This is a genomic window from Serratia sp. BNK-23 (assembly GCF_047456145.1).
In the GTDB taxonomy this organism is placed as follows: Bacteria; Pseudomonadota; Gammaproteobacteria; order Enterobacterales; family Enterobacteriaceae; genus Serratia; species Serratia nematodiphila.
In genome coordinates this window covers 2,643,804-2,657,543 of the sequence record NZ_CP179900.1, presented here as the reverse complement: position 1 = coordinate 2,657,543, position 13,740 = coordinate 2,643,804, and the positions used below count along the sequence as shown (strand labels likewise).

Annotated in this window: 14 protein-coding genes; 6 read left to right on the top strand and 8 right to left on the bottom strand. The window is 62.6% G+C overall.

Annotated features, from left to right (window positions below; genetic code table 11):
- Positions 1–74: 74 nt before the first annotated feature.
- Positions 75–515, bottom strand: coding sequence for a DUF2569 domain-containing protein (locus ACMGF9_RS12510; protein WP_004938446.1), 441 nt, complete (start codon positions 513–515; stop codon positions 75–77).
- Between the two features lie 224 nt (positions 516–739).
- On the opposite strand from ACMGF9_RS12510, the gene ACMGF9_RS12505 reads away from it, so the two are divergent.
- Positions 740–1,780, top strand: a complete 1,041-nt coding sequence (locus ACMGF9_RS12505) for an oxidoreductase (protein WP_118892079.1) — start codon at positions 740–742, stop codon at positions 1,778–1,780.
- Positions 1,781–1,852: 72 nt separating this feature from the next.
- Positions 1,853–2,857, top strand: coding sequence for a bile acid:sodium symporter family protein (locus ACMGF9_RS12500; protein ID WP_004938453.1), 1,005 nt, complete (start codon positions 1,853–1,855; stop codon positions 2,855–2,857).
- Between the two features lie 11 nt (positions 2,858–2,868).
- Here the strand turns inward: ACMGF9_RS12500 and ACMGF9_RS12495 are convergent, their stop codons facing one another.
- The 3 genes from ACMGF9_RS12495 to ACMGF9_RS12485 form a co-directional block, all read right to left on the bottom strand.
- A complete protein-coding gene (locus ACMGF9_RS12495) occupies positions 2,869–3,414 on the bottom strand; it encodes an AAA family ATPase (RefSeq protein WP_021505442.1) in 546 nt (181 codons plus the stop codon).
- A gap of 109 nt (positions 3,415–3,523) precedes the next feature.
- Positions 3,524–4,522, bottom strand: a complete 999-nt coding sequence (gene add, locus ACMGF9_RS12490; protein ID WP_118892078.1) for an adenosine deaminase — start codon at positions 4,520–4,522, stop codon at positions 3,524–3,526.
- Between the two features lie 136 nt (positions 4,523–4,658).
- Positions 4,659–5,414 carry a DeoR/GlpR family DNA-binding transcription regulator gene (locus tag ACMGF9_RS12485; protein ID WP_049241210.1) on the bottom strand — a complete coding sequence of 252 codons (756 nt, stop codon included), beginning with the start codon at positions 5,412–5,414 and terminating at the stop codon, positions 4,659–4,661.
- 97 nt (positions 5,415–5,511) lie between these two features.
- Here ACMGF9_RS12485 and ACMGF9_RS12480 point away from each other — a divergent pair, with 97 nt between their 5' ends.
- Positions 5,512–6,108, top strand: a complete 597-nt coding sequence (locus tag ACMGF9_RS12480; protein ID WP_076740264.1) for an NUDIX domain-containing protein — start codon at positions 5,512–5,514, stop codon at positions 6,106–6,108.
- The gene (locus tag ACMGF9_RS12475; RefSeq protein WP_015377760.1) at positions 6,105–6,473 is read left to right on the top strand and encodes a hypothetical protein; all 369 of its coding nucleotides are present in this window, start codon (positions 6,105–6,107) and stop codon (positions 6,471–6,473) included. Before ACMGF9_RS12480 ends, ACMGF9_RS12475 begins: the two co-directional genes overlap by 4 nt.
- A 32-nt stretch (positions 6,474–6,505) precedes the next feature.
- Here the strand turns inward: ACMGF9_RS12475 and ACMGF9_RS12470 are convergent, their stop codons facing one another.
- On the bottom strand, positions 6,506–7,687 hold the full coding sequence (locus ACMGF9_RS12470; RefSeq protein ID WP_015377761.1) for a MalY/PatB family protein: 1,182 nt from the start codon (positions 7,685–7,687) through the stop codon (positions 6,506–6,508).
- Positions 7,680–9,299, bottom strand: coding sequence for a maltose/glucose-specific PTS transporter subunit IIBC (gene malX, locus ACMGF9_RS12465; RefSeq protein ID WP_021505438.1), 1,620 nt, complete (start codon positions 9,297–9,299; stop codon positions 7,680–7,682). The genes ACMGF9_RS12470 and malX overlap by 8 nt, the downstream gene beginning before the upstream one ends.
- 223 nt (positions 9,300–9,522) lie before the next feature.
- On the opposite strand from malX, the gene ACMGF9_RS12460 reads away from it, so the two are divergent.
- Positions 9,523–10,554 (top strand): Mal regulon transcriptional regulator MalI, encoded by a 1,032-nt coding sequence (locus ACMGF9_RS12460; protein ID WP_015377763.1) that lies wholly within the window; start codon positions 9,523–9,525, stop codon positions 10,552–10,554.
- Here the strand turns inward: ACMGF9_RS12460 and ACMGF9_RS12455 are convergent.
- Positions 10,551–11,432 carry a LysR family transcriptional regulator gene (locus ACMGF9_RS12455; protein ID WP_021505437.1) on the bottom strand — a complete coding sequence of 294 codons (882 nt, stop codon included), beginning with the start codon at positions 11,430–11,432 and terminating at the stop codon, positions 10,551–10,553. The genes ACMGF9_RS12460 and ACMGF9_RS12455 overlap by 4 nt on opposite strands.
- Positions 11,433–11,638: 206 nt before the next feature.
- On the opposite strand from ACMGF9_RS12455, the gene blaSRT reads away from it, so the two are divergent.
- Positions 11,639–12,775, top strand: a complete 1,137-nt coding sequence (gene blaSRT, locus ACMGF9_RS12450; RefSeq protein ID WP_118892693.1) for an SRT/SST family class C beta-lactamase — start codon at positions 11,639–11,641, stop codon at positions 12,773–12,775.
- 26 nt (positions 12,776–12,801) lie between these two features.
- On the opposite strand, the gene ACMGF9_RS12445 is transcribed toward blaSRT, so the two are convergent.
- Positions 12,802–13,710, bottom strand: a complete 909-nt coding sequence (locus tag ACMGF9_RS12445) for a LysR family transcriptional regulator (RefSeq protein WP_021505436.1) — start codon at positions 13,708–13,710, stop codon at positions 12,802–12,804.
- Positions 13,711–13,740 lie beyond the last annotated feature (30 nt).

The following is a 13,740-nucleotide window of genomic DNA, read 5'->3' as shown; positions in this document are numbered from 1 at the left end:
ATGAATCGCAGGGGTATTGCCTTTTTTGGCGAAAATTTACACAAAACACCCGATAAAACGTGCTGCAACCGCCTTTAACGTTCGGTAAAGGTGCCTTTGACCCGCTGCGAGCGCTTGATATAAGGCACCAGCAGCGCCGCCATCAGCAGCGGCCAGCCGAGGCTGCGCACCGCCACTTCATCCGGCACCGGCGCGAAGGCGAAGGCTTTCACCGCCAGGATCACCGTGATCAGCAGCCATAACAAGAACAGTTTAGGGAAGCGCTGCGACCGCTGGCAGAACAGAAACACCAGCCACAGGGTAAAGCCCCACATCAAGAGCGTGGTCAGCACCGAAAAGTACCATTGCAGGGTAAACGCCTGGGCGTTGGTCAACAGATAGTCGCGCGACTCGGGCATGAAGATCGCCATGGCGTACAGGAGCAGCATCAGGCTGGCGCTGAGCAGGGTAACGATCAGATAGGCCAGCGGGGCCAGCAACCAACCGCCGATACGAGAGTATTCAGCTTGAGACATAAAACGGCTTCCTGATTGAATCGGGGATCACAGGCGGCATAGCTTAGCGGGTAATATAGGCTTCGTCATCTCTATCAAGCGGATAGCTCGGCATCGCGACGCCGGGCCGCACGTTTGGCTACTCCGGCCTCGCTTTGAATTAACATCTCATTTACTTCTTGTTCCATCCGGCCGCATGGTGTCAAATCGAAAGGGTCTGTCGTGAGCCTGCAAGAGGAAATCCCATGGCTGAAAAAATTCGTGTCGGGCTGGTCGGTTACGGCTACGCCGGTAAAACCTTTCATGCGCCGCTAATCGCCGGTACGCCGGGGCTGGAACTGGCCGCCGTTTCCAGCAGCGATGCCGGCAAAGTGCACGCCGACTGGCCGTCGATGACGGTGGTGGGCGATGCGCAAGCGCTGTTCGCCGATCCGACCCTCGATCTGATCGTGATTCCCACCCCTAATGACACTCATTTCCCGCTGGCGCAACAGGCGCTGGCCGCCGGCAAGCACGTGGTGGTGGATAAACCCTTCACCGTGACGCTGTCACAAGCTCGGGCGCTGCAACAGCAGGCGCAGCAGAGCGGTTTACTGCTGTCGGTGTTCCACAACCGTCGCTGGGACAGCGATTTCCTTACCCTTAAGGCGCTGCTGAACGACGGTTCGTTGGGCGAGGTGGTGTACTTCGAGTCGCATTTCGATCGCTACCGGCCACAGGTGCGCCAGCGCTGGCGCGAACAGGGCGGCGCCGGCAGCGGCATCTGGTTCGATTTGGGGCCGCATCTGCTCGATCAGGCGCTGCAACTCTTCGGCAAACCCGAGCGGCTGTTCGTCGATCTGGGTGAGCTGCGGCCGGGGGCGCAGGCGGTGGACTATTTCCACGCGTTGCTGAACTATGGCGATCGACGCGTGGTGCTGCACGCCAGCATGCTGGCGGCGGCGGAGAGCCCGCGCTACGTGGTGCACGGCACCCGCGGCAGCTACGTCAAATATGGCCTGGATCCGCAGGAGGACCGGTTGAAGGCCGGCGAGCGCTTGCCGCAGGCCGATTGGGGCTATGACATGCGCGACGGCGTGGTGACGCTGTCACGTGACGATCTGCTGGCGGAACAGCCGCTGCTCAACATTCCCGGCAATTATCCGGCTTATTACGCGGCGGTGCGCGACGCGATCACTGGCATAGGCGAAAACCCGGTGCCGGCCGCCGACGCCATCGCGGTGATGGCGTTGATCGAACTGGGGCTGGAATCGGCCCGGCTGCAGCAGGCGCTGCCGGTGGTTTGATACCGCCCATTTCTCTGTGCCCGGCGCAACGTCGGGCCTTTTTACGACTTTACGTGCAAGGAAATTCGTTTCATGTCCTGGTTGCAGCGTTTGCGCATTGATAAATTTTTGCTGGTTCTGATTTTGGTGGTGATCGTCGCCTCGCTGTTCCCCTGCGAAGGCATCTGGAAAACCTTCTTTGAACACCTGACCACCGCCGCCATCGCGCTGCTGTTCTTTATGCACGGCGCCAAGCTGTCGCGCGAGGCGATCGTCGCCGGCATGAGCCACTGGAAGCTGCATCTGCTGGTGTTCCTCAGCACCTTTGCGCTGTTCCCGCTGCTCGGGCTGGCGATGAACCTGCTGGTGCCGGGCATCATGACGCCGACGGTCTATCTCGGCTTCCTCTATCTGTGCGCGCTGCCGGCCACGGTGCAGTCGGCCATCGCTTTTACCTCGGCGGCGGGCGGCAACGTGGCGGCGGCGATCTGCAGCGCCTCAGCGTCCAGCATTCTTGGCGTGTTCCTGTCGCCGCTGCTGGTGGGGGCGTTGATGCATACCCAGGGCGGCAATACCGACGTGCTGCACGCCATTGGCTCAATCATTCTGCAACTGATGGTGCCGTTCGTGATCGGCCATCTGGCGCGGCCGCTGATCGGCAAGTGGATCGACCGCCATCGCAAACTGATTAACCTGACCGACCGTTCGTCGATCCTGCTGGTGGTGTATACCGCGTTCAGTGCGGCGGTGGTGGAAGGGATTTGGCACCGTATCGACGGCTGGTCGCTGCTGACCATCCTGGTGATGTCGCTGGTGCTGCTGACGGTGGTGCTGGTGATCAACACCTACGCGGCGCGCTGGCTGGGCTTCAACACCGCCGATGAAATCACCATCGTCTTCTGCGGCTCGAAAAAGAGCCTGGCGAACGGCATCCCGATGGCCAACGTGCTGTTCCCGGCCGCGGCGGTGGGCGCCATGGTGCTGCCGCTGATGATTTTCCACCAGGTGCAACTGATGGTGTGCGCGGTGCTGGCGCAGCGCTATGCGCGTAAAACCGCCAAACAGCGGGCCGAGGCGGAGGCGCTGGCGGCCAAATAGGCCGCAGGCCGCTAACGGTGGCCCAGCGCGTCGAGCAGAAAGTCGGCGCGCTCATCGGGTGAGGCGCGCGGCAGCTCTTGCAGCCGATAGCCATAACGGCGATAGATGGCCACCATCGCCCGATAGGTTTGCTCGGCTTCGGCGAAAGACTGTTTTCTCTCGCTGTCCTGCGCATAAATCGCTCGCCACGGCGGGGCGATGAACACCGTATCGGCATAGCGAAAGGCGTCGATCGCCGCTGTTAAGGGGGCGGGGATCGATAATCCGCACAGCGTCAGGTAACCGGCGATATCCGGCAGGCCGCGATCGAAGAACCAGCATGTTGCGCCCGTCGCTTCGCGCCATGAACGCAGTTCCCAATCGAGCATCCGCTCGGCGAAAGCCTGGCGATCGCCCCACGGCAGCGCATTGCCGCCAATACTCACCTGATCCTGAATAATCGCCCGGCCCGCCTCCTGCGAATGCGGGTAACCGCGGCGATGAAGAACGTCGATGAGCGTGCTTTTGCCCGAACCCGGGCCGCCGGTCAGCACGATACGGCGTAGTTTGTCAGACATGCGGATCTCCTCTCTTGCAACAGAGTGATGGGGTGAAAACAGCGATAAAGACGAGCAGGCGGAAGAAGACGGGGGATGAGAAGAAGGCGCCGTTTGGCGCCTGGGGAGATTAGCCCTGAACTTTGGCGCGTAGCGCCTGTTTTTCCTGCTCGCTGAGGAAGGCCAGCTTCAGGCCGTTTTCCTGCGCGGTGCGGATTTCTTCCGGCGTCAGCCCGGCCTGCGGCGCGGCGACGCGGTATTCATGCTCGATCTCGATGCCCTGAACCGCCGGATCGTCGGTGTTGATCGACGCCAGCACGCCGTGGCGCAGGAAGGTGGCCAGCGGATGCTGCGCCAGCGACGGCACGGTGCTGGTTTGGATGTTGGAGGTCAGGCAGGACTCGATGCCGATGCCGTGTTCCGCCAGGAAGTCCATCAGCGCCGGATCTTTGACCGCTTTCACCCCGTGGCCGATACGTTCGGCGCCCAGCTCGCGGATCGCCTGCCAGATGCTTTCCGGGCCGGCGGCTTCGCCCGCGTGCACGGTGATGCGCAGGCCGGCGTCGCGCGCACGGTTGAAGTGACTGAGGAACAGGCTGCCGGGGAAGCCCAGCTCATCGCCCGCCAAATCCAGTGCGGTAATGCCGTCGCGGTGCGCCAGCAACCCTTCCAGCTCCTGCAAACAGGCGGCCTCGCCAAAGGTGCGGCTCATGATGCCGATCAGGCGAATGTCGATGTCGCGATCGCGGCAGCCCGAGCGGATCCCGTCGATCACCGCTTCCACCACGCCGGCGACCGGCAGCTGATGCTTCATCGCCATGTAGTAAGGGGAAAAACGCAGCTCGGCGTAGTGCAGGCCGGCGTTGGCGGCGTCCTCGACGTTTTCGTAGGCCACCCGGCGGCAGGCGTCCAGATCGCCCAGCACCGCTACGCCCCAGTCCAGTTTCTGCAGGAAGCTGACCAGATCCGGTTCGGCGTGGGTGATCTGCACGTGCGGGCGCAGGCTCTCCAAATCGTTGGCCGGCAGGGTGAGGTTGAACTGGCGACCGAGGTCGAGAATGGTCTGCGCGCGGATGTTGCCGTCGAGATGGCGGTGAATGTCGGTAAGCGGTAGGCGGGGATCGATCATGCTGGGCACTCGCTAATTATCGTAGGTAAAGTGCAGAACAGTATAAAAACAAATGAATGAAAATTGCCATCTCGTTGCATAAAAAAAGTGACTTGAATCACAAATAATGCGAGGTGTATCGCATTATCGTCGTGAATCAGGCTTTCAACACGCTGACGCCCGCCTGCTGCAACGGCGCGATCAATGCGTCGTCGGTGGCGCGTTCAACGATGATGGTATGCGCCAGCGTAATGTCACCGATCGCATACTGCGAGGCGGCGTTAAGCTTGGCGGCGGAAGCCAGCACCACGGTTTCCGCCGCGCGGGCCGCCAGCGCGCGCTTGATGTAGGCCTCTTCCAGATCGCCGGTGCTCAGCCCCGCAGTGGGGTGCACGCCGGTCACGCCCATAAAATAGATATCGGCGCGAATATGCGACATCGCTTCCACCGCGGCGGCGCCGACGCTGACGATCGAATGCTTGTACAACCGGCCGCCGATCAGGATCACCTCCACCGTGGGATGATCGGCCAGGCCCACGGCGACGCTGGGGCTGTGGGTGACGATGGTGGCGTTCAGGCTGAGCGGCAGCTGCCTGACCAGCTCGGCGGAGGTGGTGCCGCCGTCGATGATCACCACCTGGCCGGGGGCGATCAGCGCCGCCGCCGCTTTGGCGATCGCGCGTTTGGCGCCGGATTCCAACTGATTGCGTTCGGCGAAGCTGGCGATGGCGGATGAAACCGGCAGGGCGCCGCCGTGCACCCGCTGCAGCAACCCCTCGGCGTCCAGTTCGCGCAGATCGCGCCGGACAGTGTCTTCCGACAGCCCGAACAGCTCGCTGAGCTGCTTGGCCAACACCTGGCCGTCCTGAGCCAGTTTCTCCAGGATGATTTTCTTGCGCTGGCTGGTCAACATGGCCATTTTTCCCTCAAATTTGTTTTGCACGAAATATCTTTATCATACACGAAATTGCACGATAGTATCAATTTCCTTCCTCTGGCGGAGTAAACCGATGATAGCCACCAAAGACAGGGTTCGCATTGTCGAAACCCGGGTGTTGTCCGATGACTGGTACCTGCTGAAAAAAACCACCTTTGATTTTCTGCGGCGCGACGGCGTCTGGCAGCGGCAAAGCCGTGAGACTTACGATCGCGGTGACGGCGCGGTGATTTTGCTATTCAACCGGCAGGCGCAGACGGTGATCCTGACGCGCCAGTTCCGCTTTCCGGTGTTCGTCAACGGTCATGACGGCATGCTGATTGAGGCCGCCGCCGGGCTGCTGGACAACGCGTCGCCGGAGGCGCGCATCAGAGCCGAAGCGGAAGAGGAAACCGGCTATTTCGTGCAGAACGTGGAGAAAGTGTTCGAGGCGTACATGAGCCCAGGTTCGGTCACCGAGAAGCTGCACTTTTTCATCGGTGAATATCAGGCGGGCGATCGCGTCAACGAGGGCGGCGGAGTGGCGGCGGAGGGCGAGGATCTGGAGGTGATCGAGCTGCCGCTGGCGCAGGCCCTGCAGGCGATTCGTCAGGGCGCGATCGTTGACGCCAAGACCATCATGCTGCTGCAGTTTGTCGCCTTGAACCGGACGTTGGAGGAAGAACGATGAAAGCACAACAAATCCTGATCGCCGGCCCCTATCGCAGCGGCACCGATGGCGATCCGCAGCGTATCGCCGCCAATCTGGCGCGCCTGGAACAGGCGGCGCTGGCGGTTTACCTGCGGGGACACGTGCCGGTGATCGGCGAATGGCTGGCGCTGCCTTTGGCGGCGGCGGCAGGCTCCACTCAGGTTGGCGATGCGGTGAGCGAGGCGTTTCTTTACCCGGTGGCCCATCGGCTGATTGCGCAGTGTCAGGCGGTGTATCGCATCGAAGGGGCATCTGCGGGAGCCGATAACGACGTGCGGTTGGCTAACGAATGGGGATTGACGGTCTATCGTCATCTGGAGGAAATTCCGTCTGTTCAGGCGTAACCGAGGGGCGGGCAGAGGCTCGCCCCCTCGCGTTATTGCTCGCCCAGCACCATCCTCAACCCGGCGATCAGCTTGTCCATTCCGGCCTCCAGCTTGCCGCGCGGGCAGCCGACGTTGAGACGCAGGAACCCGCGGCCTTCCTCGCCGTAGGTAAAGCCCGGCATGATCGCCACCTTTTCGCGCTCGATCAGCGCCTGCTGCAGCGCCCGATCGTCTACGGACAGCGGCCGCAGATCGATCCAGGCCAGGTAGGTGGCCTGCGGCGGGCGCCAGCCCAGCGCGGGAAACGCCTGCTCCAGCCGTTCGGCGACGTAGCTCAGATTATCCTGCAGATAGTCGCGCAGGGCGTCCAGCCAGGGTTCGCCGTGGCGATAGGCAGCCACGTGCGCCGCCACCGCCAGCACCGCCGGCGAGGAGAGGCCGTCGCGGGATTTGAGCTGCTGGAAGTAGGCTTCGCGGCTGGCGTCATCGCTGATAAAGCCGTAGGCGCCGGTCAGCGCCGGGATATTGAAACTCTTGGAGCCGGAGGTCAGCAAGGCCCAGGCGCCGGTCGCCACCTGGCTCCACGGCGTATGGCGGTGTTCCCCCCATGCCATATCCATGTGGATTTCGTCGCTGATGACGCGCACGTCGTGGCGCTCGCACAGTTCGGCCATCTGCTGCAACTCGTCGCGGCGCCACACTTTGCCGGTGGGATTATGCGGGCTGCACAGCAGCAGGATCTTGGTTTGCGGCCGCGCCAGCAACGCCTCAAGGTGCGCCATGTCGCAGCGCCAGTCGTCGCCGGCTTTGTGCAGCGGGCAGGCCAACAGCTGGCGTTGGTTGGCGAGGATCACCTTGTAGAAGGCGTCGTAGGCCGGGGTATGGGTCACCACGTAGTCGCCCGGCACGGACCATTGGCGGATCAGCTGCGCCGCCATGTAGATAACGGAGGGGCCGTACACCGCCGTTGCGGTGTCGATGGCGACGTTGAAACGTTGCTGATACCAGTGGCGCAGCGCGCCGAGAAAATCTTCGTGCTGCCAGCGGCTGTAGCCCAGCACGCCGTGCTGCAGGCGTTGCTGCAACGCCTCGAGAATGCACGGCGCGGTGGCGAAATCCATATCGGAGATGGTGAACGGCAGCAGGTCGTCGCTGCCGAAACGATCGGCGATATAGTCCCACTGGGTGCACCAGGTGCCGTGGCGGTCGATCGGGGTGGAGAAATCAAACATGGGTGGCTCCCTGCAGCGCCGCGGCAGGTTGCGCCGTGGCTATCAGTGAGTCTAATTCATCTTTCACCGATTGCACCTGCGGGCCGATCACCACCTGCAGATTATGGTCGTTGAGATGCACTACGCCGATGGCGCGGTTGGCCTTCAGCGCCGCGTCGTCCACCCGGCTCATGTCGTTGACCGACAGGCGCAGGCGGGTGATGCAGTTGTCCAGCGTGATAACGTTGCCCGGGCCGCCGAGGGCCGCCAGAATCGCCGGCACGTTGTAGCCGGATTTGCCCACCGCGCCGCTCGGCGCGCTTTGGCTGACGGCGCTGTCGCTCTCACGGCCCGGCGTTTTGATGTTAAAGCGCTGGATGGCGAAGCGGAAAATGACGTAATAGCCGACGAACCAGACGGCGGCCACCACCGGCACCAGATACCACTTGGTGGCGGTGCCGTGCAGAATGCCGAACACCACGAAGTCGATGATGTTGCCGTCGGTGTTGCCGATGGTCACGCCCAGCAGCGCCATCACGGTAAAGCCCAACCCGGTGAGCAGCGCGTGGATCAGATACAGGAACGGCGCGACGAACAGGAACAAAAATTCGATCGGTTCGGTGGTGCCGCCGACCACGCAGGCCACCACGCCGGAAATCAACAGCCCTTTGATTTTGTGACGATTCTCAGGCTTGGCGCAGTGGTACATCGCCAGCGCCGCGCCCGGCAGGCCGCCGAGGAACGCCGGCATTTTACCCTGTGACAGGAAGCGGGTGGCGCTCTCGGCGAAGCCGGTGGTGGTCGGGCAGGAGAGCTGCGCCTGGAAGATGGTCAGGGCGCCGCTGACGCTGTGGCCGCACACCTCCATCGTACCGCCCGCCTCGGTAAAACGGATCAGCGCCACCAGAATGTGCTGCAGGCCGAACGGCAGCAGCAAGCGTTCGCCGGTGCCGAACAGCATCGGGCCAAAGGCGCCGGCGCTGTTGATCACCCAGCCCAGCCCGGTGATGCCGGCGGCGAACCACGGCCAGATCAGTGGGATCACCAGGCCGCACAGGCCCAGCACCACGGTGGTGACGATTGGCACGAAGCGCGTGCCGCCGAAAAACGCCAGCGCGTCCGGCAGGCGGATGGTGTGGAAGCGTTCATGCAGGCGATAGACGATGATGCCGACGATCACCGCGCCGAGGATGCCGGTATCGATCGACTGAATGCCGAGGATGTTCTGGATATTGTTGGCTTTCAGCACCAGCGGATCGCTGGTGGGCAGCACGCCGGCGGCGGTCAGGTAGAAGTTGGTGCCCAGATTCAGCACGGCGAAGCCGACGAAACCGGAGAACGCGGCGACGCCTTTGTTTTCGCGCGCCATGCCCAGCGGAATGGCGATGGCGAACATCACCGGCAGGAAGCTGAAGGCGAAGGAGCCTACCTTGCTCATCCAGGTGAAGATCAGCTGGAAGATCGGGTGGCCGATAAACGGCATCAGGGTGATCACGTCGCGGCTGCTCAGCGAGCTGCCGATCCCCAGCATGATGCCGCAGAAAGAGAGCAAGGCGACGGGCAACATGAACGTTTTGCCCAGGCTCTGGAAGAACTCCCAGAGGGTGATTTTGGGTTTGTTGGCTGCTGACATAACCGACTTCTCCTGGCGAAAAGACGAGCAAAAAGGGGACTGCTGATTAGGTAAAAAGAAGATAAAACGTTTTACCTAGCAAAAATGCGCCACCAATCACAAATCTGCCGCCCGGTTTTTGGCGACAATGCGGCTGGCAGTAAAACGTTTTACTGAGTTAACGGATTCGGTATACCCTTGATCATTACGGCGCGGGTTGCCCAGGAACGGGTTCGCAGAGACTATGAGCATCAAAAAAATCACCATCACCGATGTGGCGCAGCAGGCGGGCGTGTCGGTCACCACGGTTTCCCTGGTGTTGAGCGGTAAGGGGCGGATTTCGCCGACCACCGTCGAGAAGGTCAATCAGGCGATAGAGCAGCTGGGCTACGTGCGCAATCGTCAGGCGGCGACGCTGCGCGGCGGTGAATCTGGGGTGATCGGCCTCGTTCTGCGCGACATTTGCGAACCCTTCTATGCCGAAATGACCGCCGGACTGAGCGAAGCGCTGGAGGCGCACGACAAACTGCTGTTTTTAACCCAGAGCGGGCGCGACGGCCAGGGCTTGCAGCGGGCGTTTGACGCGCTGCTGGCGCAGGGCGTCGACGGTATCGTGCTGGCCGGCGGCATTCGCGCGGCGGCTGGGTTGAAGGAGAAGGCGGCCGAGCAGGGCGTACCGCTGGTCTGCGTGGCGCGCTCCAGCGGTCTCGATGGGGTGGACGTGGTGCGGCCGGACAACATGCAGGCCGCCAAACTGGCCACCGAATTTTTGATCAAACGCGGCCACAGCCAAATCGCCTACCTTGGCGGCCAGAGCGACTCATTGACGCGTGCCGAGCGGTTGGGCGGCTTTTGCGCCACGCTGGTGCAGTACGGCCTGCCGTTTCGCAGCGAATGGATCGTCGAGTGCGATTGCCGGCAGCGTGAGGCGGCGCAAGCGGCGGAACAGCTGCTGCGCCACTATCCGAACATTACCGCTGTCGTTTGCCACAAGGCTTCGGTGGCGCTTGGCGCCTATTTTGGCCTGACGCGCAGCGGCCGCAGCATCGGCTCGGATGGGGTTGACGCTTACTACGGGCGGCAGGTGGCGCTGATCGGCTTCGGCGACGTGCCGGAGGCCGAGCTGACCGAGCCGCCGCTGACCTTCGTCTCCAGCTCGGCGCGGGAAGTGGGGCGCAGCGCCGCCGCGCGCCTGCTGCAGCGCATCGGTGACGCCGACCTGCCGGCGCAGAACGTCATTCTGCCGCCGACGCTGATCCGGCGCGGCTCCGCCTAATCCCGCCGCAGTTCCTCTTCCGCCTCCCGGCGGATCCAGCCGATAAAGGTTTTCATCGCCGGCGTCAGGTCCCGCGACTTCAAATGGGTCAGCCAATAGGCGCCAAGCGCGGCCTCGGCGGCGAACGGCCGCTGCAGCACGCCGGCGGCCAGTTCGCGGCGGAACATGCTGACCGGCGCCAGCGCCACACCGTCGCACTGGATCGCGCCTTCCACCATCAGTCTTGACGAGTCGAACACCGGGCCGTTGATCCGCCACGGCGTCACCTGCGCAGCCGTGAACCAGCGCTCCCATTCATCCTTGCGGTAGGTGCGCATCAGCTGCTCGTGCTGCAGATCCTGCGGCGTGCGCAGGCGCGCGGCGACCGCCGGCGGGCAGAGCACCGTCAGCGGCGCGTCGAACAGCTTGATATTGCAGGTGGCGGGCCAGAGGCCTTCGCCGAAGCGGATGGCGAAATCCATGCCGTCGGCCGACAGATTGACCAGGTTGTTGTGGGTCAGCACCCGTAGATCGATAAACGGGTGCGCCGTGCGGAACGCCGCCAGCCTCGGCATCAGCCAGCCGACGGCGAAGGTGCCGACCACCGCCACCGTCAGCACCTCGTGGAAATGCCCGCCTTCGAACTGTTGCAGCACCGCCTCGATGCGGTCGAAGGCGTCGTTCAACACCGGCAGCAGCGCCTGGCCTTCTTCGGTCAGATCCAGGCCGCGCGGCAGGCGGCGGAACAGCTGAATGCCCAGCTGTTCTTCCAGCATGCGCACCTGCTGGCTGACGGCGGCCTGGGTGACGCGCAGCTCCAGGCCGGCGCGGGTGAAGTTCAGGTGGCGGGCGGAGGATTCGAACGCCCGCAGGGCATTGAGGGGAAGTCGATTGCGCATCGTCGATAGCCATAAGTTTTTCTTTATGCTGGCTGAAATTATTATCGCTTGTCAACCCGGCGGCAAAATCCGATATTTGGCGCGGCTGCTGAGAGCGTCGCGGCAGCCGTAAAGGAATGACACCATCAACCAGGGAAAGCGCCGTGCATAACGCCAATAAAAACTTTTGGCCGCGGCCGATGCCCTGCAACCTGAGAGCTTCTATCATGACGAAAATGAACCGCCTGGCGGCCGCGTTGATCGCCGCGCTGATCCTGCCGACCGCACAGGCCGCGCAGCAGCAGGATATCGACGCCGTTATTCAGCCGCTGATGAAAAAATATGGCGTGCCGGGCATGGCGATCGCCGTGTCGGTTGACGGCAAACAGCAGATTTACCCGTATGGCGTGGCCTCGAAGCAGACCGGCAAACCGATCACCGAGCAGACGCTGTTCGAAGTGGGCTCGCTGAGCAAAACCTTCACCGCGACGCTGGCGGTCTATGCGCAGCAGCAGGGTAAGCTGTCGTTCAACGATCCGGCCAGCCGCTATCTGCCCGAGCTGCGCGGCAGCGCCTTCGACGGCGTCAGCCTGCTGAATCTGGCGACGCATACCTCCGGCCTGCCGCTGTTCGTGCCGGACGACGTGACCGACAACGCCCAACTGATGGCCTACTACCGGGCCTGGCAGCCGAAACACCCGGCGGGCAGCTACCGCGTCTATTCCAATCTCGGTATCGGCATGCTGGGCATGATCGCCGCCAAAAGCCTCGACCAGCCGTTTATCCAGGCGATGGAACAGGGGATGTTGCCGGCGCTGGGCATGAGCCACACCTACGTTCAGGTGCCGGCGGCGCAGATGGCCAACTATGCGCAGGGTTACAACAAGGACGATAAGCCGGTGCGGGTCAATCCCGGCCCGCTGGACGCCGAGTCTTACGGCATCAAGTCCAACGCTCGCGATCTGATTCGCTATCTGGACGCCAACCTGCAGCAGGTGAAGGTCGCACAGCCGTGGCGCGACGCGCTGGCCGGGACGCACGTCGGCTATTATAAGGCGGGCGCGTTCACGCAGGATCTGATGTGGGAGAACTACCCGTATCCGGTGAAACTGTCGCGTTTGATCGAGGGCAACAACGCCGGGATGATCATGAATGGCACGCCGGCTACCGCCATCATGCCGCCGCAGCCGGAATTGCGCGCCGGCTGGTATAACAAAACCGGCTCTACCGGCGGTTTCTCCACCTACGCGGTGTTCATCCCGGCGAAGAATATCGCCGTGGTGATGCTGGCCAACAAATGGTTCCCGAACGACGATCGGGTCGAGGCGACTTATCGCATCATCCAGGCGCTGGAGAAGCGCTGACAATCAGGGGCGCCGGCGGGGCGCCCCTACCACCGATGCTGCCGTTCACGTTGCTCGCGCATGAAATCGATAAAGGCGCGCAGTTTGAGCGGCAGATGTCTGCCGGCGGGGAAGTAGATGAAAAATCCCGATGCTTCGCTGGCGTAACCCGGCAGCACTTCCACCAGTTGCCCCTGTGCCAGCTCCTGCAACACCGTGCCCTGAAAACGCTGTGCGATACCCAGCCCCGCCAATGCCGCATCCTTGATCAGCCTGTCTTCGTTAAAAATCAAACTGCCGCTGACGTCCAGCGCGCGTTCATCGTCGCCCAGGCTGAAATACCAGGGTTCCAGTTTGCCGCTGCCGGGAAAACGGTAGCGCAGGCAATGGTGCGCGAGCAGATCGTCCGGCGTGGCCGGTGCGCCGCAGCGCGCCAGATAGTCAGGCGAAGCGACCAGCACCCGGCGCTGGCCGTTATCGATCGGCACGGCGATCATGTCCTTTTGCAGCATGGCGTGCATGCGAATGCCGGCATCGAAACTGCCCAGCACCAGATCGGAAAAGCGGTCTTCGGTAAACAGCTCCAGCTGCACCTCGGGATAGCGCCGCTGAAACGCCGCCAGATGCGGCATTACCAGCAGCGAAGCGGCCAGCTGCGGCAGCGTAATGCGCAGCAGGCCTGCCGGCTGTGCGCCCAGGGCGCGCACATCGTCCGCTGCCACATCGATCTGGCCCATGGCCGGCGACACCTTCTGATAGAACAACCGGCCTTCGTCGCTGAGGCGCACTGAGCGGCTGGTGCGGTGAAATAACCGCACTCCCAGCTGATTCTCCAGCGCCTGAATGTTTTGCGACACCGCCGGCGGCGTGACGCCCAGTTGGCTGGCCGCGCGGGTAAAGTTGCCCAGGCGTGCCACGGCTTCGAAATAGGGCAGCAGTTGCAGGAGTGAACTCATCTATCAATAACCTGTGCTTAATGATTCATT